The sequence below is a fragment of the Streptomyces sp. NPDC026522 genome, from assembly GCF_055567555.1.
In genome coordinates this window covers 45,969-67,887 of the sequence record NZ_JBVHQF010000020.1, presented here as the reverse complement: position 1 = coordinate 67,887, position 21,919 = coordinate 45,969, and the positions used below count along the sequence as shown (strand labels likewise).

The window sequence follows — 21,919 nt, the reverse complement described above, 5'->3', positions numbered from 1 at the left end:
TAAGGGTTGTCCCGTAAATGATCTCCCGATCCCCTTGGGCAGGGGTGGCCGCCGTACGAGCCGCTGATTTATCCGGCGAGGGCGAGGTTGTGCATCCGGGCGATGCCGAGCATGGCGTGGTGGACGCCGTCGCCGTTGAGGCGGCAGTCGCGGAGGATCTTCCAGGTCTTCATACGGGCGAAGACGTACTCGACGCGGGCGCAGATCTGCTTGTGGGACTTGTTGTGCGCCTGCTTCCAGTCGGGCAGGTCTTCGCCTTTGCGGCGTCGGTGCGGCATGACGAGTCCGGTGCCGGGGTAGCCGCCGTCGGCGATCGTGAGTGTTCTGCCGACGGCGGGTTTGGCGCCGGATTCCTCCCACGCCTTGCAGTCGTTGCGATTACCAGCGAGTGGCCGGCCGACCACGACGACCAGGCGGGTGTCGGCGTCGATGACGATCTGGTGGTTGGTGGAGTATCTGTAGTTCTTGGACTGCTCTGCCATGGCGTGGTCGCGGGTGGGCACGAGCGTGCCGTCCACGATGAACACGGCGTCCTTGGCGAACCGCTTGCGGGGCTGCAGGGCGAGCATCGGCCCGAGGTGGTCGATGATGCGGTCGGCCGCCGACTTCGAGACCCCGAAGACTGAAGCGAGCTGGCGCATCGTCAAGTTTGTGCGCCAATACGCCGCCACCAGTAGTGCCCGGGCCTCCAGCGGAAGGCTCCACGGCCGCCCCTTGCGAACCGAATCCGCGCCCTCGCGCCGCAGAACGGTCACCAGCTTCCCGAACTGCCTTGGGCTCAGCCCACTGAACGGGGCTATCCAAGACGGCTCCGACGCCGTGATCACACCAGCCACCGCTGGATCATCTCAGTTGCAGACGGCACTGGTGCCGACCGATCCTTTGCCGACTCGACGATCTGAGGGAGAACGGCGTGAGGCTGACTCTGTTCCCAGGAGACGGAGACACCAGCAGTCCCGACGTCGGCTGGTCCTACAGCGGCTTCGCCGCGTTCCGGCGGCAGCTGGCGCGAGCCGAAGGGTTCGATCTCGACGGTATGTCGGGCTTCGGCGGGGAACGCCCCTGGAGTGATGTCTCCACCTCGCTCGAACCACTCCTCGATCGCCCCGACGACGGTGGAGGCGAGCTCTCGCCCACCGAATGCGCTGTCCTCCTGCCCCGGCTCGAGGCGATCGTCGACCAGTGGCGGAAAGCGGTCGGCGTCCCTAGGACACACATCGACGCGGCCCAACAGCTGACGGTCGTTCTGCGGCTCTGCGTCGCGAAGGACGTCGAGCTTCTCTTGATGTCCACAAAGCCGGGGCAGGTCCTCACGCTCGCGCAGTTACGGGACAGCCCTTAGCCGTTCGCCGACATCCGGTCTATGTCTTCGCGTCTCCGCTTCGGTCGACAAGGGCACCGAAGGCGTCGAGGACCCGTTGCAGGCCGAAGGAGTAGGCGTGGGCGGGGTCGTAGGCACTGTTGTGTGCGACGCCTGCGGCTGCGCCGACGCGGACGGCAGTGGGGTAGGCGTTCTCGTCGAGGACACGGGCGAGGAGCGGGGCGTTCAGCTCCCACCATTGTTGGTCGTTCAGGGCGCTGTCGTGCTCGGCGGCGCGGGCGGCGGCGGCGGCGCGGGCGCATGCCTGCACGAAGGTGAGCAAGTGGGTCAGGCAATCGTCCATCTCGATGTCGCTGAGGCCGAGGCCGTCGAGTCCGGACAGTTCGTGCTCGTACTTTGACATCTGCCCCGGCCCCAGCGGCGGCCTGAGGGTGGAGACGGCTGCGGCCCATGGGTGACGTTCGAAGAGGGCTTTGTTCTCCTCGGCGATGGCGGTGACGCGTTGGCGCCAGGGCTGTCCCGTGGTGTCGGTGCGCGGCATGCGGGCGTAGGCGGCGTCGAGCATGAGGTCGAGGAGCTCGGCCTTGCCGGGGACGTAGGTGTACAGCGTCATCGGCACCACGCCGAGTTCCTTGGCCACCCGGCGCATGGTCAGCGCGTCCAGGCCTTCAGCGTCGGCGACGGCGGTAGCGGCCTCGACTACTGCGTCGATACTCAGCCCCCGTCGCGGTCCTCGGCGATGGTCAGAGGAGGAGCCGCGCCACAGCAGTTGGAGGGTGTGGGCCGGGTCGCCCGAGCTGGTTCGTTCCGTTGGCACGGGGGCATCCTCTCGCATTCCAACTCTGTACTATGTACATTGTACTGCGTACATAGTATGTGGGATCTCTCCGGGGAGTTTTCATGAAGATCACCTCCAGTGCCGTGTCGCTTAACGTCGCCGATGTCCCCGCCTCCAGCACCTTCCTCATCGAGCACTTCGGGTTCCGCGAGGAGATGGCGGCCAACGGCTTCGCCTCCCTGACGCGCGACGACGCCGGCATGAACGTCATCTTCTTGCAGCGGGGGCTGGACAGCCTCCCGGCAGACCAGCGCAACGAGCACGCCGCAGGCCTGATCCTCGCCTTCGTCGTCGAGGACCTCGAAGGCGAGCTGACACGCCTTCGCTCCGAAGGCGTCGCGATCACCATGCCGCTGACCGACGAGGAATGGGGCGAGCGCGCCTTTCAGGTCCGAGACCCCAACGGCGTCATCGTCCAACTGGTCGACTGGAACGCCCCCACCAGCGTTTGAAGCAGACGGGGTGTCGGTAGATGCCGCCGTGGTCGACGGATGTGTCGGCGCTGATCTCGGCGACCAGTTCGGGGCGGACCAGGGTCACGTCCAAGGCGTCGCGGCTGCCCCACGTCGTAGCGAACCGGATGCCGGTCCAGGGACGGTCCTCGTCGGCCGGGTCGGGTTCTCACCGACCAGGTGGGCCGCAGCTCCGGGCGCAGGGGGACCGTGCGGCCGATGGGACGCAGCCGGTCGTGGCTGCCGTGGTGGCCCAGGAGGAGGACGTGGGGGCGGGTGAGGGTACCGGTGATCGCCTCGGTGGTGTCCCGCCGCCTCAGTTTGTACCAGCCCCTGTATCCCGACTGGTAGGGCTGGTTCGCGACCCGGAAGCCTGGGAAGCCGCTCTGGGGGCGACGTGCCTCGATGTTCCCGGTGGTGGCCTACTGCGGCGGGACTACGGGCTCGTGGAAATCAACTTCTCGCCAGGGCGGCAAGGGCAGATGTCGTGCTTCGGTTTCGGCGTGAAGATCCAACGACTGCTCTACGACCAGTCCCCGAGCACCGTGCCGTCCCCGCTCTCGCGGGAATACGGAGAATTCGCGCCCAGAGTCCCCTTCAAAGAACTACAGACCGCCATCCTGGCCCTGGGCCACACGATCGAACTCGACAAGCACCGCACGTCGAGTGACATGGACTGCTACCGCGTATCCGCGTCCGCCGCCCGTATCCACGTCGTCGCTGACCCTGACCCGTACGTGTCAGGGGACCCAGTCCAGACGGACATCGGAGGGGCGACGTCTGGTCCGTCGACGTGTTGTGACCAGCCGGCAACCTCCCAACAGCGTCCGTGATATCTCTTCGCTACGAAGAGCGCGTTGCAATGATCACTTGCGGGAGGCAACGATCTGAAGAGCGCGCCACCCAGCTGATCAGCCACACTCAAGCCCCCGTGCCGCATCCAACCGGCTAGTCCGCAGGCCAGTGCGGGTTCGGCATGCCGTCATCGCTCATGTGCGCCCGCTGCCAGATCCCTATCCAGTTGAACGGCGTCTCCGGGACGAAGCGGTGTCGCTGCCCGCACGGGCATGGCGCCAGCACCCACGCGCAGCCACGGCACAGCTCTACCCAGCCGTGCCCGGTCGAGTTCGACACCAGCGGTCTCTCGTCCCCGCAGGCGGGGCAGCCGGGAAGATCGGCGCCGTCCAGAATCGCGTTCTGTCGCCGGACGTACTCGGGCAGCCGCAGCGACGGATGGCGAAACGGGTCTGCGTACCAGGCGCGGTTCGGTCCCTCCCACCAGCTCCGCAACCACCACGGTCGCGGGTTCACTACAGCCCGCCGCCCCGCACGCTTCTCCGCCCGGCGTTGCGCGGCGTACTCCTCCGCTCGCGCGAGCCACAGCACCCGCGCCTCATGCAGTTCTTCCACCGCCCGCACCAGCGCGTCGGGGTCTGCCTCCAGCCGGCAGGGGATCGCGGCGCTGAGCGTGAGGTGGTGGTACGTCGCCCGGAGACCGTAAGGAGCGAAGACGGTGAGGCAGGTGCGCAGCGCGCTGTGCCGCCGGTGGAGGGGGAGCCCGGCATCGCGCACGTGCGCTCGGTGGGTCAGGAAGCTGGTCATGGTGTGGGTGCCAGGTCCAGAGCCCGTGCCAGGGCAGTAGTGAGGGCAGCGGCATGTGCCGGCAGGTGTTGTTCCGCCCAGGTTCCGGCAAGGCTGAGGAAGTCCTGCAAATCCTGCTGAGCGTCGGCGACGAGCCTGCGTACCTGGTCTGCCGACAGTTCGATCACCGGGCTGCCGTCTACCCCGTGAGCATCGAGTGTGAGTCGGACAACGGCGTTGACGCGTTCGGCCACCGAGGATGGATCGTGGCCGAAGTAGGCGCAGCTGGTACCGTCGAGCATCTCCAGCCAGTCCCGCCAGGTCTCCAGGCCGTTGCAGCAGCCCGGCTCGACGAAGACGGTGTCGGTGGCGTTGTCCGTCACCCGGAAGCCGCTGGAGGCGATCAGGTCCGGCAGGGTGAGCAGCCCGTGCAGGAATGCGCCGAGCGGGTCGGACGGACCCGACCCGTGCTCCTCTTCCGGCTCGAAGTCATTGCAGTCGGCGATCTGCATAACGGCCGTGCCAACCTCCGCCGGAGTCAGCCCCCCGTTCAGCACGAGGTAGCCATACGAATCGTGTTCGCCAACGCGCCAGAGCTCGAAGTCGTCGGAAGCGGAGATCTCCAGAACGGGTTGCACAACAATCACATGGGGATGATGCCGGACCCGCTGCTTCGTCGCCACGGGCTTTCGGCTGCGGCGTCGGGCTTGGAGCGGGCCCGCTACCTGGGCGTTTCGAGGTGTGCTCCCGACAGGTAGTGCAGACGTAGCGCATGGCGGTCTGCTCGGTGACGCCGAACCGGCGCATCAGCCGGAGCGGGTCGGCGCGTTCGGGCGCCTCGTCAGGGATACGGAACGCCCGTGCTCAACGGATCTTGGGGAAAGCCTTATCGGGGTGGGCTGCCGCGACGTACTTCATGGCCGTCGACGGGTGAACGCCGAAGAGGCGGATGAGGTGGACCGGGTCGGCGCTCGCTGCCTCCTTCCCACGCGCACGGGGCCCACAACCGGCGCCCACCGCACCGCGAGACGGGACCCGGTGAAGCGCACTGGTATGGCCTCACGCAGGGCGGTGATGGGCGGGTCCTCTCGATGACGGCGATCGACCGCCTGCCCGTCGCCGCCGAACACCGCGCAGGCTACAAGCGGGACCCGTACAAGCACCGGAACCGTGGGCTGAACGCGACCGACGGCTACGATACCCGCAAGGAAGTCATCCTCTCCGAGGCCGTCATGGCGCCGCAGGTGGCGGTCGGCTGCAAGCTGACCGGCGGCTCCTGGCGCTCCGCGTACGACAACGTCGCGGTCACGGACGCGGCCCGGCTTGCTGTCGACCACTTCGTACCGCTGGCGGAGGTGTACGACTCTGACGGGCGCCGTGGTCGGCGGCGCGGCGGGAGGCGTACGCGAACGACCAGAACAGCCCGGACACGCTGATCGCGGTCTCCGCGGCCTGGAACAGGTCCAAGGCCGACAAGGACCCGGCCGAGGGGCTGCCCTCCGACGGCTCCTACCACTGCACCTACGCCGCGACCTGGGTTGGCACGAAGTTGCGCTGGGACCTGGCGGCCGACGACAGCGAGGTACAGGCGCTTCTGGGTCTCGCCGAAGACTGCTACACCACCACCGTCGTCTACGAGCAGGTGTCGTAGACCTGCACGGCGCCGCTATCCCGGGCCGCCGCCCGTGGCTGTACCGCCGCGCCCTGGCCGTCGGTGGCCGGCCTCGTGCGGCGGGCCGCGTCGCGTAGCTCACCCCGCCTCCCCCAGCGCATTCGCTACCCCGGCACCACCCCCTACCGCCAGCGCCACGGCAGCCTCCACGGACACCAGTGAGGACGGGTCGGCCGGCGCCCGTGACGGTCTACGGCCGGACGGCGCGGATGTCGCAGCAGTACAGGGGCGTTGCTCCGGTCATGGCGTGGGGGTAGTGGTGGGCTTTGCCGAAGTCCGTGAACTCGAGCTCTCCTGATGGTGTGGTGAGTGGTTTTCCGTCGCGTGCGCGTGTTTTCACCATCGCCTGTTTGTAGAGTGCGTGGTCCCATTGGCTCGGGTCGCCGGGATGCACGTGGGTGAATCCTGCCGTGGTGATGGCTTGTGTGTAGTGGGTTACGGGGTGGGGTGTGTAGGCGTATGCCTGGGTCATGCCGGCGAGGGCTTCGGTTTCGAGGCTGCTGAGGGGCTTGTCCTCGATGAAGACGTCTTTCACGTAGAGCAGGCCGCCGGGTTTCAGGACGCGGTGCATCTCGAGGAACAGGGCGGTGAGGTTGCTCGAGTAGCCGGCGGATTCGAAGAGGTATGCGGCGTCGAAGTGGCGGTCGGGGAAGGGGAGACGGTGGTAGTCGCCGACGTGTACGTGGATGCGGTCGCTGAGCTGGTGGGCGCTGATGTGGTCGCGGGCGGAGGCTGCCTGGGCGGGCGAGAGCGTGATTGCCTCGATGGTGAGGTCGTCGAGGTATTCGGCGATGTCGACTGCAGGCCCGCAGGTGCCGCAGCCGGCGTCCAGGACGTGCATGCCTGGCTGTAGTCCGGCCTGGTCTGCCATGAACCTGTTGGTGTCGCGGTAGGCCTGGCCGGAGTGCTCCCTCAAGGTGCCGATCTGGTAGGTGTAGCCGACGTCCTGAAGAATGACCGGGTTCATTTTCTCGAAGTAGTCGAGGACCGCGCCCGTAGGACCGCCTGCCTGTACGGGGCTGGGTGCCTGCGGGTGTTCGGATGGGTCTTCCCTCATGCCCGTTGCCTCCATGGCCTGGGTGTGGGTGGTCTGGTACGGGGCGGCTGGTTCAGGCCGCCGTGACGTCGGGAGCCGTTGCGTACCGGGCGCTTCGACGGTGGAACTCGAGGGCGGCCCGCATGGTGGAGCCGAGTCCGGCCAGGAACCGGCCTGCTGTGTCGCGCTGTTCTTCGCTCAGTTCGTAGGCGTCGAACAGGGGCGGGAGGGTGGTGGTCAGGCGGGTCATGCGGGCGGTGGCGCCGTTTGCTCGTTCGACCGCTTCCGTCAATGCCTGCTCGCGGGTGAGGCGCCCTTCGCGTTCCAGCACCGCCACTAGGTTGTGGACCTCTTGGCGTTCTCGGTCGACTTCGGTGGAGTAGATGTCGTTGACCAAGCCGATGAAGTCGGCATGCGCCTCGAAGATGCCCCGCATCTGCACGCTGTCCATGACGGCCGGGGGGCACTCGAACCGGTTCACCGATTCGACCGAGTCGCGGTAGAGGGCGCTGGCGGATGACTCACGCCGATGGAAGGCGTACTCCTGAAGTCCGGGGAGGTGGCCGGAGCTGCGGTTGTCGGTCTCGGCGATCCAGGTGGAGAACCACGAGCGCCAGTTTGCGCTCGCCCGGGCCTGCCAGGTGGCAGACATCTCCTCGGTCTCACGCGCCCAGGCATCGGCGAAGGCCCAGGCCGCCGGATGCGCTGTGAGGCCGGGTTCGGTCCCCGGCGGCTCGAATGTCAACCGCACCAGCTCCGCAGCAGTCTTCCCGACCCGGGCCCTGTCACGTCCGGCGGGCGTGGCGTCGTGGAAGTCGTCGAGGAGCGCCGCGATCAGAAAGAGGTCGTAGCCCATGTCCAGCCGGGGCCCGGTCACCTCCGGATAGGAAAGAGCGGCGACTTCAGAGAAGGAATAACGAAGGCACTGCTCGACTCGACCATCGTGGGCGAGCAGATCGAAACCTTTCAGCCGGTCGAGGAAGCGCCGGCGCATCTCGGGTAGCGGCTCAGGGCTCCAACACAGCGGGAACGGTACCTCGATCTCGATCTCGGGCATCCGGACCGGTCCGGCCAGCCATTCCTCGACCGTGCTCGGCAGCAGATTCGGGGCTTCCATGTCGGCTCTCCTTCTTCTTACGTGCCCGCGCCCATGGCACGTGCCTATGCGGTGTCGGCCGTCAGTGCGATCCCCGTGTGGCCGTGTCGCGGTTCCCCTGCTGCAACGGCAGGTTCGACGGCGCACCCGGGTTTCGCGTCGGTGGCCGGCGCTATGAGGTCCTCGCCACCACCGCGGCTGTGATGCGCCGCAACTCGGCGGATACCGGCGGCGGGAACGGGGCCGCGTCCAGAGCACGGCAGGTCCGCGCATGGCGGTCTGTGATCATGTTCTCGACAGCGGCGCGTGCTCCGGTGGCTTCGAGCACATCCCGGATCCGGTCGGCGCCCTCCTCGTCAAGGGACTGGCTGCCCACCAGCACGTTCAGTTCACGCAGCTGGGCGGCGTCGGACCGGTGCAAAGCCTGCGCCATCAGCACGGTGTTCTTCCCATCCCGCAGATCATCCAGTCGTGGCTTCCCCGTCCGACCGTCATCGCCGAAGACCCCCGGTACGTCGTCGCGGAGCTGGAAGGCCTCACCGAGAGGCATTGCGAAGGCTGTACACGCCCGCAGAACCGCCTCGTCAGCTTGGGCCAGGGCAGCGCCGATGTGAAGCGGCCGCTCGCACGTGTATCTCGCCGTCTTGTACCGGGCGATCGTCAATGCCCGATCGGCGTCCGCGCCGTTCCCGCTTCCGACGAGATCCAGGTACTGGCCGGCCATGATCTCCGTCCGCATCACATCGACCAGGGGCAGAACAGTCTCGAGCTGACCAGGTGTGAGGCCGGCGCGGTGCAGGAGCTCATCCGACCAAACCAGGGCCAGGTCCCCTACCAGGATGGCCGCCCCCATGCCGAGCCGCTCGGCCTGCCCGGCATCACGGCCGCCGTCGTGACGGACGGCCAGAGCCCGGTGGATCGTCGGTAATCCCCGCCGTGTCGCAGAATCGTCCATTAGGTCGTCGTGAATGAGGGCGAAGGCGTGGAACAGCTCCAGCGACGCCGCCACTCGAATCACCGGATCCGGTGCCAAACCCACGCCACCGCCGGCGTGCCAGCCCAAGACGCAGAGAAGGGGGCGCAGGCGCTTACCACCGGAGAAAACGAAACCGTGCAGCGCCTCCGAAACCTCGCCTGGCAAGAACGCTGCGGTGGTACGTGACTTGCTGTCGAAGAAGACGTCCAGGTTCTCGTCGACGCGCTGGCGTATACCGGCCGGATCGAGGTTCACATAGTCCGACCCTTCGACACTCACGCTCGCCCACCCCTCCCCCGTGTTCCGACGCAATCGAAGTGCCCCCAGGACGGGCCTGCCCCCAGCAGGTTCAGCTCCAGACAGAGGGACGACTGCGCAGATCAGCAGAGCAGGTCCTGGCAACCAGCCCGCATAACGGAATGTAGTTGGGTGTGAACACGCAGTGGAATAGCAGTCTCAGCCACCTGAGCTGACGCGACGGCGTGAAACGTGCATCTCCTGGAGCGGACGAGTGGTGTTCGGTAGTGAGATCGTTCATTGCCGGAAGACCGTGGCCCGGCTTTGCCCGCAGTAGCCCGAACCTCTGCTGGGGCCGCGGGCGGGGCGGCCGACTGCTCGTCTGCGACCTTCGGAGTACCGATGCTTCGGTGCCCAGGAGTAGCGTGGCAATCGATCATGACCTGCCGAACGATCTTGAGTCGAGTGGTCAGACACCAGGAACATGCGGTCGCGACCAGGAATACCGCACAGTTCGAAGGACGCTCTCCGCCAGCTGAGCAGACGCCGTGCTCGGCGGCGCGGCGTGAGCTGGCATCAACGGTTCGAATTGACCCTGTATTCCCGGTGTGATCAATATCCGCCTGGCGGCCGGCGATCTGTGAGGGCTACTTCTTCGCCTGCTGCTGCTTGGCTTTGGTCTGGGCGAGGCGGTAGGACTCTGTGCCGGTCTCGATGATGGCGCCGTTGAAGGTCAGCCGGTCGACGATGGTCTGCCGCGGCCCGTAGTTGCGACTACGAAACCACCCACACCGCTCTGAAGCCATGATCAAGCTGGCGATGATAGACCTGATGAGCCGTCGCCTCAGCCAAGCACTCCGAGCTGGCGCGACTCCCGATCGGCCCCGACACCTCCAGGGCGTCGGCACGCTCCTGCAACACCTCGATGCGGTCCCAGAGGGCCGGCTGCGGCGGACCGATGCGCTCACGCATCACCATGACAGCCTGCACAGTGCGGCAGGTCGTTCTTCACCCAGCGCCGGGTGATGCTCGACTTATCCCCGAGGCCCGGGTGATGGGTGAGGCGCCGGCGTAGGCCTTCAGGCCACGGGCGTCGGCGAACCGGGCGTCCGCCCGGTGCAGTGGGAGGTCTCCCCGTATCTCTTGGTGAGCCGACGGCCGCTTGGTCGTCACCGCCCGCGCCCCGGGAGGGTCCTGTCCCGCCCCGGGGCGCCCCGGCACCGTGCCTGGCGGCGTCACTCCGGATCGTTCCGGGTTAACGGAGCCGCCCGCGTGTGGATGACTGAGGGCCGAAGGCGCTCGGCCATCCGGCCGAGCGAAACGGTTGCTCGAAGCCGGCCACTTCGGCCCGGGCGATCACCTGCCCCCAGGAAGCACAGCCGAGACCACAGGAAGTGACCATGAAGAGGCATATGACGAGGGCCGCGAGACTCCTCAGCGCGCCGGCTGTCGCCCTGGCCCTCCTGGGCTCCGTCCTCGCCGCGGCGCCGGCGGGCGCCGCCACCCCGGTCAGCGCCGCCGGGACTGAGGCCTACACCTTCACCAACACGGACGGCACCCTCAACGCGACGGGCACCGGAGACGGGAACCAGATATCCGTCACCCCCGACGGCACCAACTTCCCGAACTGGCGCCTGATCAAGCTCAGTTCCCCCGGCACCTTCAACATCGCCAGCATCTCCTCCGGGAAGTGCGTCTACGCCTCCCAACCCGCCGTGCAGCAGTCCTGCGGCAAGGACGGCGAGCAGTGGAACTTCCGCCCGGTCGACGGCAAGCCCAACACCTTCGGCATCGTCCGGCGCGACGAGAGCAGCGGGGCCGAGTACTGCATGGACAACCGGGGCGGCCTGCACCTGTGGGGCATCCTCGCCCAGCCTAACCCGTGCAACGGCAGCGCGAGCCAGGAGTGGACGGTCCCCGCCGCGAAGGCGGCCGAGGCCAGGAGCCTCGCGCTCGACTACTACAGCGACCTGTGTTCCAAGAAGACCTCCTCCTGTTCGTGGACGCAGAAGTCCGAGGGCCGCCCCGAGGTGCTGCCGCGCCAGCCCGCATCGTCGGTCTGGTACAACGACACCAGCACCACGATGAAGCAGATCTTCACCACGATCTACCACTCCGGGTGGGCCCAGTCGTACTCCGCCGGGCTGTCGACGTCGGTCGGCGTCACCACCCCCATCCAGGCCATAATCAGCAACCAGCTGACCGCGACGCAGACATACACCTCGGACGAGTCGACGATCAACGGGATCGCGGTCGAGGTCCCCTCCAAGAACTACGCCTGGGTCGACTTCGCGGCCGTGGGCAAGAAGGTCACCGGCACCTGGACCTTCGACACCGACAACCAGCCGTGGACGACCGACGCCACCGTCACCGTCCCCGTCATCAACTCGGCGGCCGGCTCGACGATGTACGTCGCCCACACCGGCGCCACCCCGCCGGGGAGCGACTCCGCAAGCCCGGACGTGAAGCCCACCGCCCTGGCGAAGACCGCTTCGGGCACCGTGGACCTTCCGGCGGGGGCCGAACTGGCCGCAGTACAGGGCGGCATCCAGGTCAGTGACGCGAACGGCGCCGTCATCGCGACCGTGCAGCCCGGCACCGTCACGGACACGAGCGGCTCGACCCACAAGGTCGCCCTCGCGGTCAACGGCGCCACCGTCACCCAGACCATCGAAGGCGTGACCGGTGAGACCGTCACCGGCACCATCTCACCCCCGACCTTCTCCCTGGGCACGACCGCCGCCTCTCCGGCCACCGCGAAGAGGGCGGCCGAAATGATGACGACCGACACGATGACGACCGCCTCCTTCAAGGCCTCGCCCACGGCCGCGAGCAGCGACGCCCACGACAAGTGCATGGCCAAGGAGATCGGCAGCGGCATCGTCAGCGGAGCCCTCGGTGGTCTCGTGGGCGGCCCCCAGGCGGCGGCCGGCGGAATGCTCCTCGGCGCGGTCACCGGCATCGCCAAGGGCATCGTCAACTGCCCGAAGTAGTCCGCCCCACACACCATCGCAACCAGCGGGCTTCGCCCTCTCGACAGGACTGTTCAACGATCGAACAGGGAGCGGGGCCGTTGCCGCCAGGCAGCGGCCCCGCCGTACGTCGTGGTGCGGCCGTTGAGCGGCGAGCGGGTCTCCCCCGGTTGACCGGGCGCTCCAGCCCTACCGGACGGGCAACGGCCAGATCGCCGCCGGCCCGATCGACACCGGCCGGATCGACAGCAACGGCATCTCGGGAACCGCGGGAGTCGGCGCCCGCCGCAGGTGCCGGGGGTGCGTCAGGTGGCGGGACACATGGTCGCGCGCAATGCGGCGTTGATGGCCTTGCCCTGGGCGTCGGTGAGAGGGTGGGCGTCGTTCCCGAATCGCTGCGCCGCGGCATGGTCAGGGTTCTGGGCACCCCCGTTCAGCGCGGAGCACTGATTCCGGCCCGCGTCGATGGCCTTGTCGGGGTCGGCGGCGGCGTTGGGCGCAACTATCTTGATCGCGGCGAGATACGCGTCGCGGGCGGCGCCCGTCGGCCTCGGCGGTATGCCGTTCGAGGGCTTGACTGCGGACGCGCTAGTCGAAGGCGTCGCCTGCCCCGCGGGCGTGCTGGCGGCCGTAGGCGCGGTCGGTGCCGCCTTGTCGTCGCTGCTGTCTCCGCAGGCGGTGAGCGAGGCGGCGAGGGCGGCCGTGATCGCGATGGCGGCGGTTGTGCGCTTCATGATTCCCCTTGTCCCGAACGTGTGTCGTGTGTGTGACACGCGGGTGCCCTGGGGGGTTGTACGCGCCCGCGCCCCCGCTGCCAGAGGGGATGGCCAACGGGAGCAGGCCTGTCTGGGCTCTTTACCGGTCCTGCGGCAGCACCTGCAGATGCGCCCACCGTGGAACCGATCGCGCGGCGCGACGCCGTCCTCGCCGCCCTCGCCGCTCCGGAACCCGTCATCGGGCCGGAAGGCCGGGCCACCGCAGGCGACCTGGGGGACGGCTTGGCCCACGGCCTCGTCACCCGCACCAGCAACGGCGAAGAGCCCTCGGGGCAGGTCTCGGCCCGGACCACCTCTGCGTCCCGACCCACCGTCCTCCGTCTCGACCCCGCGGCCGCTCTGCCGGCCTCCTGACCGGTCCGCGTCGGCGGCATCGAGCTGCCCTCACCCAGGCCGCCATGGCGGCGGGCGCGGTCACCGCCACCCGCCCCAGCACCCGCGAGGAACCATCCGGCGCCATGCGATGGCGGTTTGGATGGCACGAAACCGTGCTGACGAGACTCCACGTGGTTGAGCCGGTGGTCGTACCGGTCGAGGAAGGCGGTCGCGAAGGAGACCTGGTTCTCTCCCCGGCGAAACCCCGGGGTGTCCCTGGTTCTCCGCGCGGATTCACGGCCAGGAGGGAACACCCCTCCAACGGCATGAGGCCGTAGAACGCCGCAGTGCGGTCAGTCCCCCTCGCACGCATGCTCCGCTTCCCCCAGCCCGAGAAGGTCCTGCGCCATCTCGGCCCCACGCCCGACGAGGCCGCGCTCGGAGCCCTGTTCGGGCTCCATCCGGCCGGCTATCGGACGCGCCTGAACCGCTTCGAGGCGCGGAACCGGGCGGCCGCCGCCGCACTCGCGGCCGTACCGGGAACGGCGGCACGCCTGGCCGGCCTGCCGTTCCGGCCGGACGAGCACGCCGTGTCCGTGGGCGAGAGCACCACGGCCGACCGGCGGCTGTCCTCGTTCGAGATCCTGCAGCACCTGCTTCCGGACGGCGTGCGCTGCACGAACCTGGCCGTGACAGGCAGTACGACGATCCAGGCCCTGGCGAACCTCCCGACACTCGCGTTCCAGCGGCCCGACTGGGTGCTGTCAACAGCGCGTCGCGGCGGCGGTGCTGGACGCGCTCGCGACGGCAACCGGGCCCGCCGTGACCGCGCCGGTGGGCTACCTCGGGCTGATCGTGACCTGGTACGTGGTTCCGCTCCTCCCGTGGGTGCTCACGGTGACGGTCTGGCCGTGGCCGTCCCACTTGGCGTTGCGACCCTGGACCGTGACGCGATAGCCGTTCGGGTAGGTGTCCTTCGGCACGGTGATCTCGGTGGGTCCGGCGGCGTTGTCGCGGGTGCGGAAGGTGAGGGTATAGGTGCGTGTGGCGGGGTCGTACGCGAAGCCGAGTGGGTCACCCGCGACGGCCGGCGCGTAGGGCTGGACGAGCAGCCGGGCATTGGGCTTCACCGCGCCCGTCTGGTCGAGGAAGCAGTAGCCTCCGCCCCGGCACCACTGCCACCACGTCCAGCCGCTGGAGAAGCGGTCCAGGGAGGCCGTCATGTCGGTGACGAACCGGCTCGCGTGCGGAACGTACGGGTTGCCGCCCCACTCGCCGACGATCACCGGCATGCGGTGACGGGTCGGATAGTCGCTGATCGCGGCCTCGTAGGCCGGGATGAAGGTGCCGTCGGGGTCGTAGTCACCGCCGGTCTCCATCGCGGTCTCGTAGAAGTGCGGCGCGTACCCGGCGTGAGGGTCTTCGATGGAACCCATCCGCGTGGGGACGCCGAGACCGACGATGACGGTGGGTTCGACGAACACCCAAGACTTCTGGTCGACGAGACGGACCGCCCGCGCGAGGCGGTTCCACATCTCGGTGAGCTCGCCGGCCTCGAAGCGGGCCGCGGCGGCAGGGAGGTCTTCGCCCTCGAGGAAGCGCGCGAACGGCTCGTTCATCAGGTCGTAGCCGAGCAGCGCGGGGTGCCCGCCCAGGGCGGAGGCGACCGTCGTCCACATGCGGGCGTGCGCGGTGCGGAGGTCGGTGTCCTTGTACAGGTGGTCGAAGGCGGCCTGTACGGACGGCTCGAAGTACTCGGAGAACCAGTCCTCGGGTATCGGCCGGAAGGGCAGGCCCTCGTCGCGCGTGGCCCAGGCAGGCACGCCGCGGGAGCCGAAGTGCGGTCCGTACACGTCCTGGTGGGCGTCGAGGACGACTTTGACGTGGTAGCGGTCGGCCCAGTCGAGGATGCGGCGCATCTTGGCGAGGTAGCCGCGGTCGTAGTGCCCGGGCTCCGGTTCGAGATCGTCCCAGAAGAACGCCAGGCGCGCGAGGTTGAACCCCCGGGCGGCCATGTCCTTGAGGTCGCTCTCGTGGATGTCGGCGAACGCGTCGGCGCCCCGGCTGCTCTTGTCGGCGAGGTTGAAGCCGCGCCACTGCAGCGCGCGGCCCTGGCCGTCGGTGGTGAAGGTGCGGTCGCCGACGGTGACGCGGTCGGAGGCGCGGTCGGGGTGGGCCTGGGCCTGCGCGGGGAGGACGCCGAGCAGGAGGGCTGCCACGCCGAGGGCGACTGGGGCGAAGCGGGAGGTCCGGCGCATGCAGGAGACCCTTTCGAGGGTAGCGTCTCTGACGATGTGTCACGTGCCGGTGGGATGCTACTGACCGGTGAGGCAAGTTCCCATCGTTTCGACGGAGTTGTTGATGAGACTTCCTGCTTCGCGGACCTCCCTGCCGCGAGGCCGGCCGGCGGGGTGCTCACGTCAGCAGGCGCAGCGCTGTCGCCGCGATGCCCAGTCGTACGCTCTGTCCCCAGGTCAGCTGCAGGGCGTCCGCCTCCATGCCGTCGCCGAAGACCACGATCCGGTCCGACTCCACCGTCAGCCGCAGTCCCTCGCGCTGTTCCAGATGACCGCCGACCATCGAGGTTCCGGTCGCGGGCGACGGCCAGGCTGCGCGGACGGACCACGGGAGTCGGCGGTCCGACGGTGCGGGCAGCTGCGCCGCGCTGCCGCCTTCCAGCCACAGGGAGCGCAGCCAGCCGGTGGCGCCGGTGCCAGTACCGGCGAGTACGCCGGAGGGCGCCTGGGCCTCGCCCGGACCTTCTTCGCCGTCGGGGCCCAGGCGGTAGCGGGCCGTCTGGTGGGCGGGCGAGCCCAGGTAGATCTCGTTCAGCGCCAGGAGGCGCTGGGAACGTCGGTGGCAAACGATCCAACTTGGATGTCAGAGGACAGGGGCGGTCAGGTCTGGAGCGGGGGCCGGCGCACTGCCCGCAGGCGGCGCAGCCGGCGCACTCCATGCAGAACTGGCGCGGGATGCGCGGGGACGAGCAGATCGAGTTGTAATCGGGGTCGTCGTCGCCGGGGTAGAGGCTCTCGCCGAAGGGCGGCTCGGTCCAGGCGATGACCCGGCCGTCAGCGACCCCCAGATCAACACCCGCCCAGTATCAACGGCCCGGCCTTGCGCACGCGACCGGCCAGGTTTCACGCTCAGTGGCCCACTCCGATGCTCCGTCGCAGATCGGGCTGTGACTGAGTGCTGTGTTGGCCCGACTGGCCAACACGGCATCCAGATTTCGGTTCGCCTTCGGTGCGACTCGTTCCGGCTGTCCCGGGGGCGCCTGAGTCGGCAAATCGAGGCTGGAGCGGAGTCAGGTGCTGGCTGCGAGCACGGCCAGGACGACGGCGAGGGCGGGCAGCCAGCCCACCACCGCCCCTGCCCCGGCGCCGACGACCCCGGCCGTGATCAGGACGGGGAGCGCGCAGCAGGCCATGCATGCCAGGGCGGCGAGTGTCCCGAGCGTGCTCGGGGCGCGGTGGGGGCGGGGGTCAGCAGCAGGGTCCGGCATGACGCTCTTTGGCGAGGTCGGTGAAGGGGATGGGGCAGCACGTGCTGGACGCGCGCGCGGTCAGGTCGTCGCAGCCCGCCTGAACGGCTGCGGCCAGGGCGGTGCGGATGGTGGTGAGGTCGGCGATCTTCGCGTCGACCTCGGCGAGCTTGGCCGCGTCCCGCTCCTGCAGGCCTGCGACGGGGCGGCCGTGGCGGTGGCGGCCGGCCTCCAGGAGCTCGGCGACCTCCTCCAGCGTGAACCCGAGCCGCTGGGCGGCTTTGATCACCCGTAGCGCGGTCACCGCGTCCTCGCCGTACAGGCGGTGGCCGCCGTTGCTGCGTTCCGGTTCGGCCAGCAGGCCGCGCCGCTCGTAGTAGCGCAGCGTCTGGATGTCCACCCCGGCCGCCTCGGCGACCTGCCCGATGCGCAGGCCCGCACTCACCGCTGCTCCCCGGCGGCAGCGATCCGGGCGGCGAGGGCATCCAGGACCGGATCGTGCGCCCGGTCCACGCAGATGTCCAGCCGGATCAGGCCCGGGCCGGGGGTGAGGGTGAAGGTGAAGAACGAGCAGCAGCCGCTCGCTCCACCAGGTCACGGACCCGGCCCTCCACGCCCTCTCCGCCCGCCAGGTCAAGACGCAGCCGGAGCGGCTGGGGCCGGGTCAGCGAGGTCAGCCGCTCCGCGAACAACGCGTCCCACTCGGCGACCCGCAGGGCCGCTCCTCGGTGGGCAGCGTGCAGGACTGCCGCACCCACGCAAGATCACTCATCACGCTCACTCCCGTCCTCAACCCCCAGTGGCGGGGACACCTCCGACGTAAACCTGTACCTGGGTACAGGTTGCAACCCCGCCGAACGCACAATGGCCAAGTAGCCGCTCAGCCGCGAGATCGGGCGGCGCGGCACGGGGTCTGCGTAGGGCAGGAAATCGAACGCATGATTGAGTCTGGGGTTCCGCTCCATCCCCAGCGGCCGGGCCCGCGCCCCCCTGCCGACGCAGTACCGTGGTGATCGGCAGTTCGGTGGTGGCGCGGGGTTCGGTGCGCTGGATCAGGGTCAGCCACGCTCGGGCCGTCAGCGCGGTGTGCCGGACCACCCCGCCCGCCGACCGATCCGTAGCAGCGCCCCGCAGGCCGGCCGGCCACGCCAGCGTCACCGGCAAGGCTCCGGCCACCGACACCATTCCTGTCGCGACGCCCCCCGGTGTACGAAGAAGCGAGCACCGCAGAGCCGAATGGAATGGCGAAACGGTTCCGCGCCCCCTGTCCGAGTGACAACGCGCTTGCCTCATCGCTGTGCCGGGCATCGCTCGCAGGGCTTCCCCCCCCCCCCCCCCCCCCCGCGAACAAGGAATCCACCATGCGACTTCGCTCTGCCATGGCCGCCGCCGCCGGCGCCATCGTCCTGCTCGTCACCATCCCCGGTTCAGCCTCCGCCGCCACCGGGCAGTTCCGGTACACGTACCAGACCCACGACGGGTACGAAGCGGTCGGCTTCCTCAACAACCCCGACAGCGGCACGTGCATCAACATCCAGGGACCGGCCTCGGAGCCGGGCTCACCCGCCTACGCGCCGAAGAACCACACCGACGCGACAGCCGTGGTCTTCCTGGAGGCGAACTGCGAGGGCGACACCTACTACAGCCTGCGCCCGGGCGGCGGCGCGTCCGACCGTCTCCTCCTCCGGTCGGTCCTCTTCTCCTGACCTACCTGGCGGCCCGTCGCTGCCAGCCCCCCGATGACACCAAACCGGCACATCGCAAGGAGCAACAGCGCCGCCTGGCCGAACTCGGGGTGAAGGCCACCTGTCTCCCGTACCTGTCGGTGCGGCCGCCCCCCGGACGAGTGAACCCCGCCCGGGGTGGCCGGCCCGCCTACGACGGCGGGGCTACGCGGCCGGGTCCTGACCCGGACCTGGCTCCGTCTGCGGCTATCCCCGCGGGTCGCAGACGGACCGGGCTCGCTCTGTCACGGGACGGCTCATCGGGTGCCTTGGGCCATGGGCACCAGCTGTGCGGCGCCTCTGCAGCCCCAGCCTGCTGGCATGCACGATGCCTGCAGGCCTGGTTTGCGGAATCAACGCCACCATCACGAAGCCGCGAATTGCCTGGCGGAAGTGATGCGCTACACGGACTGGAGGTGCCGCGCCGACGCTTGGCGGGCGAGACTGTCATCGACTGCACGAACCCGGTCGGCTACACGACCGGACGCACGGAGGAATGCGGCAAAGGACCGCGGGCGCTTGTGCGGTAGCGGCTCACGTGCTGGTGGCCAGAGGAGCCCAGGGCTCTGACTACGCTGACATGGGCCGGCGCAAGAACGCGAACGCGTACCGCCTTCGTTGACCGGGAGAGAAATATGACCATCAAGGACATCGGGCCGGAACCTCAAAGCTTCGACCTCGAGAAGGCGACGCTCGAGAACACGAACTATCGCGCGGTCGCCTGGTCCGGGAAGTACCTCCAGTTGACCCTCATGTCGATCCCGGTGGGTGAGGACATCGGCTTGGAGGCCCACCCGGAAACTGACCAATTCCTACGACTCGACGCGGGCCGGGGCCGCGTCCAGATGGGCCGCACGAAGGATCGACTCGACTTCGACCGGGAGGTCGAGGATGGCTGGGCGATCTTCGTACCCGCCGGCACGTGGCACAACGTCACCAACATCGGTGACGAGACACTGCAGCTCTATGCCGTATACGCGCCGGTCCACCACGCCTCGGGAAAGATCCATGCGACAGCCACCGACGCGGAGCACGACGAGGACTCAGACAACGACGAGCCACCCAGCTGGTCGGTCCAGCCTGCCCAGCAGCCATCGGACGAACACGCCTGACCAGCGAGGGCTTGTCGCGACAGCAGTTCCATGCCCCGAGGCGGGTTGAGAGTGAGCGACACGAAGGAGCGGCTGGAGCGGTGGCGTGCCGTCCAGGCATGGCGGCCCTGGCAGCAGCACCAGGGCGCGTGCCATCGCCGCCCTGGAAGCGGCCCTGGCCGTGGAGCAAAGTGACAGCCATACCGCAAGGCCGCCCGCGGACTCGCGTCGGTGCAGCGGGCGGGGTCGCCGGAGAACGACACCGAGCTGTCGGGAACGGTGTGGACGGCCGGGCTGAGCGTGGGCGCGGCCACCGACGCAAGGAGCCCCTTTTACCATGATGTGGGCGGAAGCGCCTGGGTTGTGGAGGTCGCGCAGAGCCCGGTTGTAGAGGGGCTTGCCCCCGTCCGCGTTGAGCTGCTTCCACGCCTTGGCGTCGGAGGTGGCGTAGCCGCTGAAGGAGTTGGGGTGGTAGCTGGGAGCGCTGACCAGGGCAACGATTTCACCCGTCCGCGCGTCTATGATCAACGCTGGCCATCTCCGCGGCGTCCCACACCAGCAAGATCACGATCTACGGCTGGAGTACTAGGGACGCTGACGGCAGCAGAAACAGCTTTGTTGCCGGGGGCCGGCCCGGCGGCTGCGCTCCGGCCGATCAGCGGCGGGACCCGCCGTGCGGTGCGCCGGCCGCGTGGCGGCGGTGGAAAAGGACCGGCAGACGGGGACCGTTGACGAATCCCTCGGCCCGCGCACTGGCCAGAGCGATCCGAGGCAGTTCGCTGCCGGCGGCGAACAAGAGGTAGCGGGGTTCCCAGACCGGCCGGTACTCGGCGTTCGCCCGGTAGAGGGATTCGATCTGCCACCAGCGGGAGAAGAAGCTCAGAAGCGATCGCCACAGCCGCAACACCGGTCCTGCCCCCAGCCGTGCGCCGCGCTCGAAGACGGAGCGGAACATCGCGAAATTCAGCGAGACGCGTTCGACTTCCAGCTCTTTGGCCCGCACCAGCAGCTCGGTGACCATGAACTCCAGCAGACCGTTCTCCGAACCGCGATCGCGCCGCATGAGATCGAGCGACAACCCGTTCTCCCCCCAGGGGACGAAGCTCACCAGCGCCCTCTGCCTTCCGTCACGGTCGTGGCACTCCACCATCACGCAGCGCCCGTCCTGCGGGTCACCCAGACGGCCCAGTGCTATGGAGAAACCCCGCTCGGTAGCCCCGTCACGCCACTTGTCCGCCCTCTGTACCAGAGCCGCCATCTCCCCTTCGGCGATGTCCTCGTGACGCCGGATCCGCACGGTGTACCCGGCTCGCCGCACACGGCTGCACGCTTGACGCAGTCCGCGCATGGCACGGCCCTCCAGCGGAGGTGGCCGTCCGTCACCCCGACACCGCGCATCGGCACACCCTGGCCCCCGACCTGGTGGCAGGGAGCGAGCGCCTCTCTCGGCTTGTCGACGACCTCGTACAGCTCGCCCGCCTCGATGCCCGGCCACGCTTGCGGCACCAATCCGTGGACCTGGACGAGCTCGTCTTCGCCGAAGTCCGCCGTACCCGCCAGCATTCGCCCCTCACCATCGACGAGCAGCTGGTCAGCGCGGCACGGGTCGAAGGCGATGCCGACGCCCTTTCGCGCGTCGTGCGCAACCTGCTCGACAACGCCACCCGGTACGCCACCAGCCGCATCGACGTACGGCTCGGCATCATCGACGGCTCGGCACACCTGGTCATCGCCGACGACGGGCCCGGCATCCCCGAACCCGACCGAAAACGCGTCTTCGACCGCTTCACACGGCTGGATGACGCACGCACCAGGGACGCCGGCGGCAGCGGCCTCGGACTGGCCATCGTCCGCGACGTCGTGACCGCCCACCACGGCACCACCCGCCTCGAAGACAACTCATCGGGCGCCCGCATCGTCGTCCGCCTGCCCGCCGACGTCAGCTGACCGACAGCATCGCCTCGCCCGCCACTGCGGGTATCTGCATCGGGCACGCCGCTCCACGCCCGCGCACGGGCGCCGGGCGCCGCTTGTGTGCCGGCGGCCGATATCGGCCTGGTGGCGCGCGTTCCGGGGCCGGGGGCCGGGGTCCGTTCCAGGCCTTCGACGAGGGTGACGAGGCGTCATAGGCAACCGACTGCTCGGAGCCGCGGGCCGAGCTGCCGCCCTGGTAGGTGGTGGTGACGCCGGACAGCGTGCCGTGCTGCCAGGTGGCGGACAGGGGGTCCGGCTCCAGCTCGATGGTGTGCTGTCTCAAGGCGGCGGCGTCAGACGGTGGGGTCGGCGTCCGAATGCGTCTGGCGAAGGCGCGCATTAGTACACGTATTCGAAGAAACGGGGGTTCAGTG

The 21,919-nt window shown here is 68.8% G+C and carries 20 protein-coding genes and 4 pseudogenes; 9 read left to right on the top strand and 15 right to left on the bottom strand.

Going from position 1 to position 21,919, the window contains the following annotated elements; translation table 11 throughout:
- Window positions 1-68 precede the first annotated feature (68 nt).
- Entirely contained in the window at window positions 69-836 is a 768-nt protein-coding gene (locus ACZ4M3_RS34785; RefSeq protein WP_467739572.1) for a transposase, read from the bottom strand.
- 77 nt (window positions 837-913) lie between these two features.
- Here ACZ4M3_RS34785 and ACZ4M3_RS34780 point away from each other — a divergent pair, with 77 nt between their 5' ends.
- The gene (locus ACZ4M3_RS34780) at window positions 914-1,342 is read left to right on the top strand and encodes a hypothetical protein (protein WP_467739570.1); all 429 of its coding nucleotides are present in this window, start codon (window positions 914-916) and stop codon (window positions 1,340-1,342) included.
- 19 nt (window positions 1,343-1,361) lie between these two features.
- Here ACZ4M3_RS34780 and ACZ4M3_RS34775 read toward each other — a convergent pair whose 3' ends face one another.
- Window positions 1,362-2,138 carry a TetR/AcrR family transcriptional regulator gene (locus ACZ4M3_RS34775; RefSeq protein WP_467739568.1) on the bottom strand — a complete coding sequence of 259 codons (777 nt, stop codon included), beginning with the start codon at window positions 2,136-2,138 and terminating at the stop codon, window positions 1,362-1,364.
- A gap of 83 nt (window positions 2,139-2,221) precedes the next feature.
- Here ACZ4M3_RS34775 and ACZ4M3_RS34770 point away from each other — a divergent pair, with 83 nt between their 5' ends.
- Window positions 2,222-2,611 carry a VOC family protein gene (locus ACZ4M3_RS34770; RefSeq protein ID WP_467739566.1) on the top strand — a complete coding sequence of 130 codons (390 nt, stop codon included), beginning with the start codon at window positions 2,222-2,224 and terminating at the stop codon, window positions 2,609-2,611.
- A 948-nt stretch (window positions 2,612-3,559) separates the two neighbouring features.
- Here the strand turns inward: ACZ4M3_RS34770 and ACZ4M3_RS34765 are convergent.
- Together ACZ4M3_RS34765 and ACZ4M3_RS34760 are read right to left on the bottom strand one after the other, a co-directional pair.
- Window positions 3,560-4,213, bottom strand: a complete 654-nt coding sequence (locus tag ACZ4M3_RS34765) for a hypothetical protein (protein WP_467739564.1) — start codon at window positions 4,211-4,213, stop codon at window positions 3,560-3,562.
- Window positions 4,210-4,875, bottom strand: coding sequence for a hypothetical protein (locus tag ACZ4M3_RS34760; RefSeq protein ID WP_467739562.1), 666 nt, complete (start codon window positions 4,873-4,875; stop codon window positions 4,210-4,212). Before ACZ4M3_RS34760 ends, ACZ4M3_RS34765 begins: the two co-directional genes overlap by 4 nt.
- A gap of 408 nt (window positions 4,876-5,283) precedes the next feature.
- On the opposite strand from ACZ4M3_RS34760, the gene ACZ4M3_RS34755 reads away from it, so the two are divergent.
- Complete coding sequence (locus ACZ4M3_RS34755; protein WP_467739560.1) at window positions 5,284-5,628, top strand: hypothetical protein; 345 nt, start codon at window positions 5,284-5,286, stop codon at window positions 5,626-5,628.
- 426 nt (window positions 5,629-6,054) lie between these two features.
- Here ACZ4M3_RS34755 and ACZ4M3_RS34750 read toward each other — a convergent pair whose 3' ends face one another.
- From ACZ4M3_RS34750 to ACZ4M3_RS34735, 4 genes and pseudogenes are all read right to left on the bottom strand, one after another.
- Window positions 6,055-6,921 carry an SAM-dependent methyltransferase gene (locus tag ACZ4M3_RS34750; protein WP_467739558.1) on the bottom strand — a complete coding sequence of 289 codons (867 nt, stop codon included), beginning with the start codon at window positions 6,919-6,921 and terminating at the stop codon, window positions 6,055-6,057.
- Between the two features lie 52 nt (window positions 6,922-6,973).
- On the bottom strand, window positions 6,974-8,017 hold the full coding sequence (locus ACZ4M3_RS34745) for a terpene synthase family protein (protein WP_467739556.1): 1,044 nt from the start codon (window positions 8,015-8,017) through the stop codon (window positions 6,974-6,976).
- Window positions 8,018-8,168: 151 nt separating this feature from the next.
- Window positions 8,169-9,251 (bottom strand): polyprenyl synthetase family protein, encoded by a 1,083-nt coding sequence (locus ACZ4M3_RS34740; protein ID WP_467739554.1) that lies wholly within the window; start codon window positions 9,249-9,251, stop codon window positions 8,169-8,171.
- A 605-nt stretch (window positions 9,252-9,856) separates the two neighbouring features.
- Window positions 9,857-9,964: pseudogene (locus ACZ4M3_RS34735) on the bottom strand (IS21-like element helper ATPase IstB); the annotation flags it as partial.
- Window positions 9,965-9,992: 28 nt separating this feature from the next.
- Between ACZ4M3_RS34735 and ACZ4M3_RS34730 the strand changes: the two are divergent.
- Window positions 9,993-10,084: pseudogene (locus ACZ4M3_RS34730) on the top strand (IS5 family transposase); the annotation flags it as partial.
- 537 nt (window positions 10,085-10,621) lie between these two features.
- Window positions 10,622-12,202, top strand: coding sequence for a hypothetical protein (locus ACZ4M3_RS34725; protein ID WP_467739552.1), 1,581 nt, complete (start codon window positions 10,622-10,624; stop codon window positions 12,200-12,202).
- A gap of 284 nt (window positions 12,203-12,486) precedes the next feature.
- Here the strand turns inward: ACZ4M3_RS34725 and ACZ4M3_RS34720 are convergent, their stop codons facing one another.
- On the bottom strand, window positions 12,487-12,915 hold the full coding sequence (locus tag ACZ4M3_RS34720) for a DUF732 domain-containing protein (RefSeq protein WP_467739550.1): 429 nt from the start codon (window positions 12,913-12,915) through the stop codon (window positions 12,487-12,489).
- 159 nt (window positions 12,916-13,074) lie between these two features.
- Here ACZ4M3_RS34720 and ACZ4M3_RS34715 point away from each other — a divergent pair, with 159 nt between their 5' ends.
- Window positions 13,075-13,311, top strand: a complete 237-nt coding sequence (locus ACZ4M3_RS34715; protein ID WP_467739548.1) for a hypothetical protein — start codon at window positions 13,075-13,077, stop codon at window positions 13,309-13,311.
- 800 nt (window positions 13,312-14,111) lie between these two features.
- Here ACZ4M3_RS34715 and ACZ4M3_RS34710 read toward each other — a convergent pair.
- From ACZ4M3_RS34710 to ACZ4M3_RS34695, 4 genes and pseudogenes are all read right to left on the bottom strand, one after another.
- Window positions 14,112-15,530 carry a cellulase family glycosylhydrolase gene (locus tag ACZ4M3_RS34710; RefSeq protein ID WP_467739546.1) on the bottom strand — a complete coding sequence of 473 codons (1,419 nt, stop codon included), beginning with the start codon at window positions 15,528-15,530 and terminating at the stop codon, window positions 14,112-14,114.
- Window positions 15,531-15,687: 157 nt separating this feature from the next.
- Window positions 15,688-16,122: pseudogene (locus ACZ4M3_RS34705) on the bottom strand (hypothetical protein); the annotation flags it as partial.
- A gap of 457 nt (window positions 16,123-16,579) precedes the next feature.
- Entirely contained in the window at window positions 16,580-16,702 is a 123-nt protein-coding gene (locus ACZ4M3_RS34700) for a hypothetical protein (protein ID WP_467739544.1), read from the bottom strand.
- A 55-nt stretch (window positions 16,703-16,757) separates the two neighbouring features.
- Window positions 16,758-17,201, bottom strand: coding sequence for a MerR family transcriptional regulator (locus tag ACZ4M3_RS34695; RefSeq protein WP_467739542.1), 444 nt, complete (start codon window positions 17,199-17,201; stop codon window positions 16,758-16,760).
- Window positions 17,202-18,117: 916 nt separating this feature from the next.
- On the opposite strand from ACZ4M3_RS34695, the gene ACZ4M3_RS34690 reads away from it, so the two are divergent.
- Together ACZ4M3_RS34690 and ACZ4M3_RS34685 are read left to right on the top strand one after the other, a co-directional pair.
- Window positions 18,118-18,462 (top strand): hypothetical protein, encoded by a 345-nt coding sequence (locus tag ACZ4M3_RS34690; protein ID WP_467739540.1) that lies wholly within the window; start codon window positions 18,118-18,120, stop codon window positions 18,460-18,462.
- 653 nt (window positions 18,463-19,115) lie between these two features.
- Window positions 19,116-19,592, top strand: coding sequence for a cupin domain-containing protein (locus ACZ4M3_RS34685; RefSeq protein ID WP_467739538.1), 477 nt, complete (start codon window positions 19,116-19,118; stop codon window positions 19,590-19,592).
- Window positions 19,593-20,226: 634 nt separating this feature from the next.
- Here the strand turns inward: ACZ4M3_RS34685 and ACZ4M3_RS34680 are convergent.
- Window positions 20,227-20,934: pseudogene (locus ACZ4M3_RS34680) on the bottom strand (phosphatidylglycerol lysyltransferase domain-containing protein); the annotation flags it as partial.
- Between the two features lie 149 nt (window positions 20,935-21,083).
- Between ACZ4M3_RS34680 and ACZ4M3_RS34675 the strand changes: the two are divergent.
- Window positions 21,084-21,518 carry a sensor histidine kinase gene (locus ACZ4M3_RS34675; protein WP_467739536.1) on the top strand — a complete coding sequence of 145 codons (435 nt, stop codon included), beginning with the start codon at window positions 21,084-21,086 and terminating at the stop codon, window positions 21,516-21,518.
- On the opposite strand, the gene ACZ4M3_RS34670 is transcribed toward ACZ4M3_RS34675, so the two are convergent.
- Window positions 21,511-21,828 carry a hypothetical protein gene (locus ACZ4M3_RS34670; RefSeq protein ID WP_467739534.1) on the bottom strand — a complete coding sequence of 106 codons (318 nt, stop codon included), beginning with the start codon at window positions 21,826-21,828 and terminating at the stop codon, window positions 21,511-21,513. The genes ACZ4M3_RS34675 and ACZ4M3_RS34670 overlap by 8 nt on opposite strands.
- Between the last annotated feature and the right edge of the window lie 91 nt (window positions 21,829-21,919).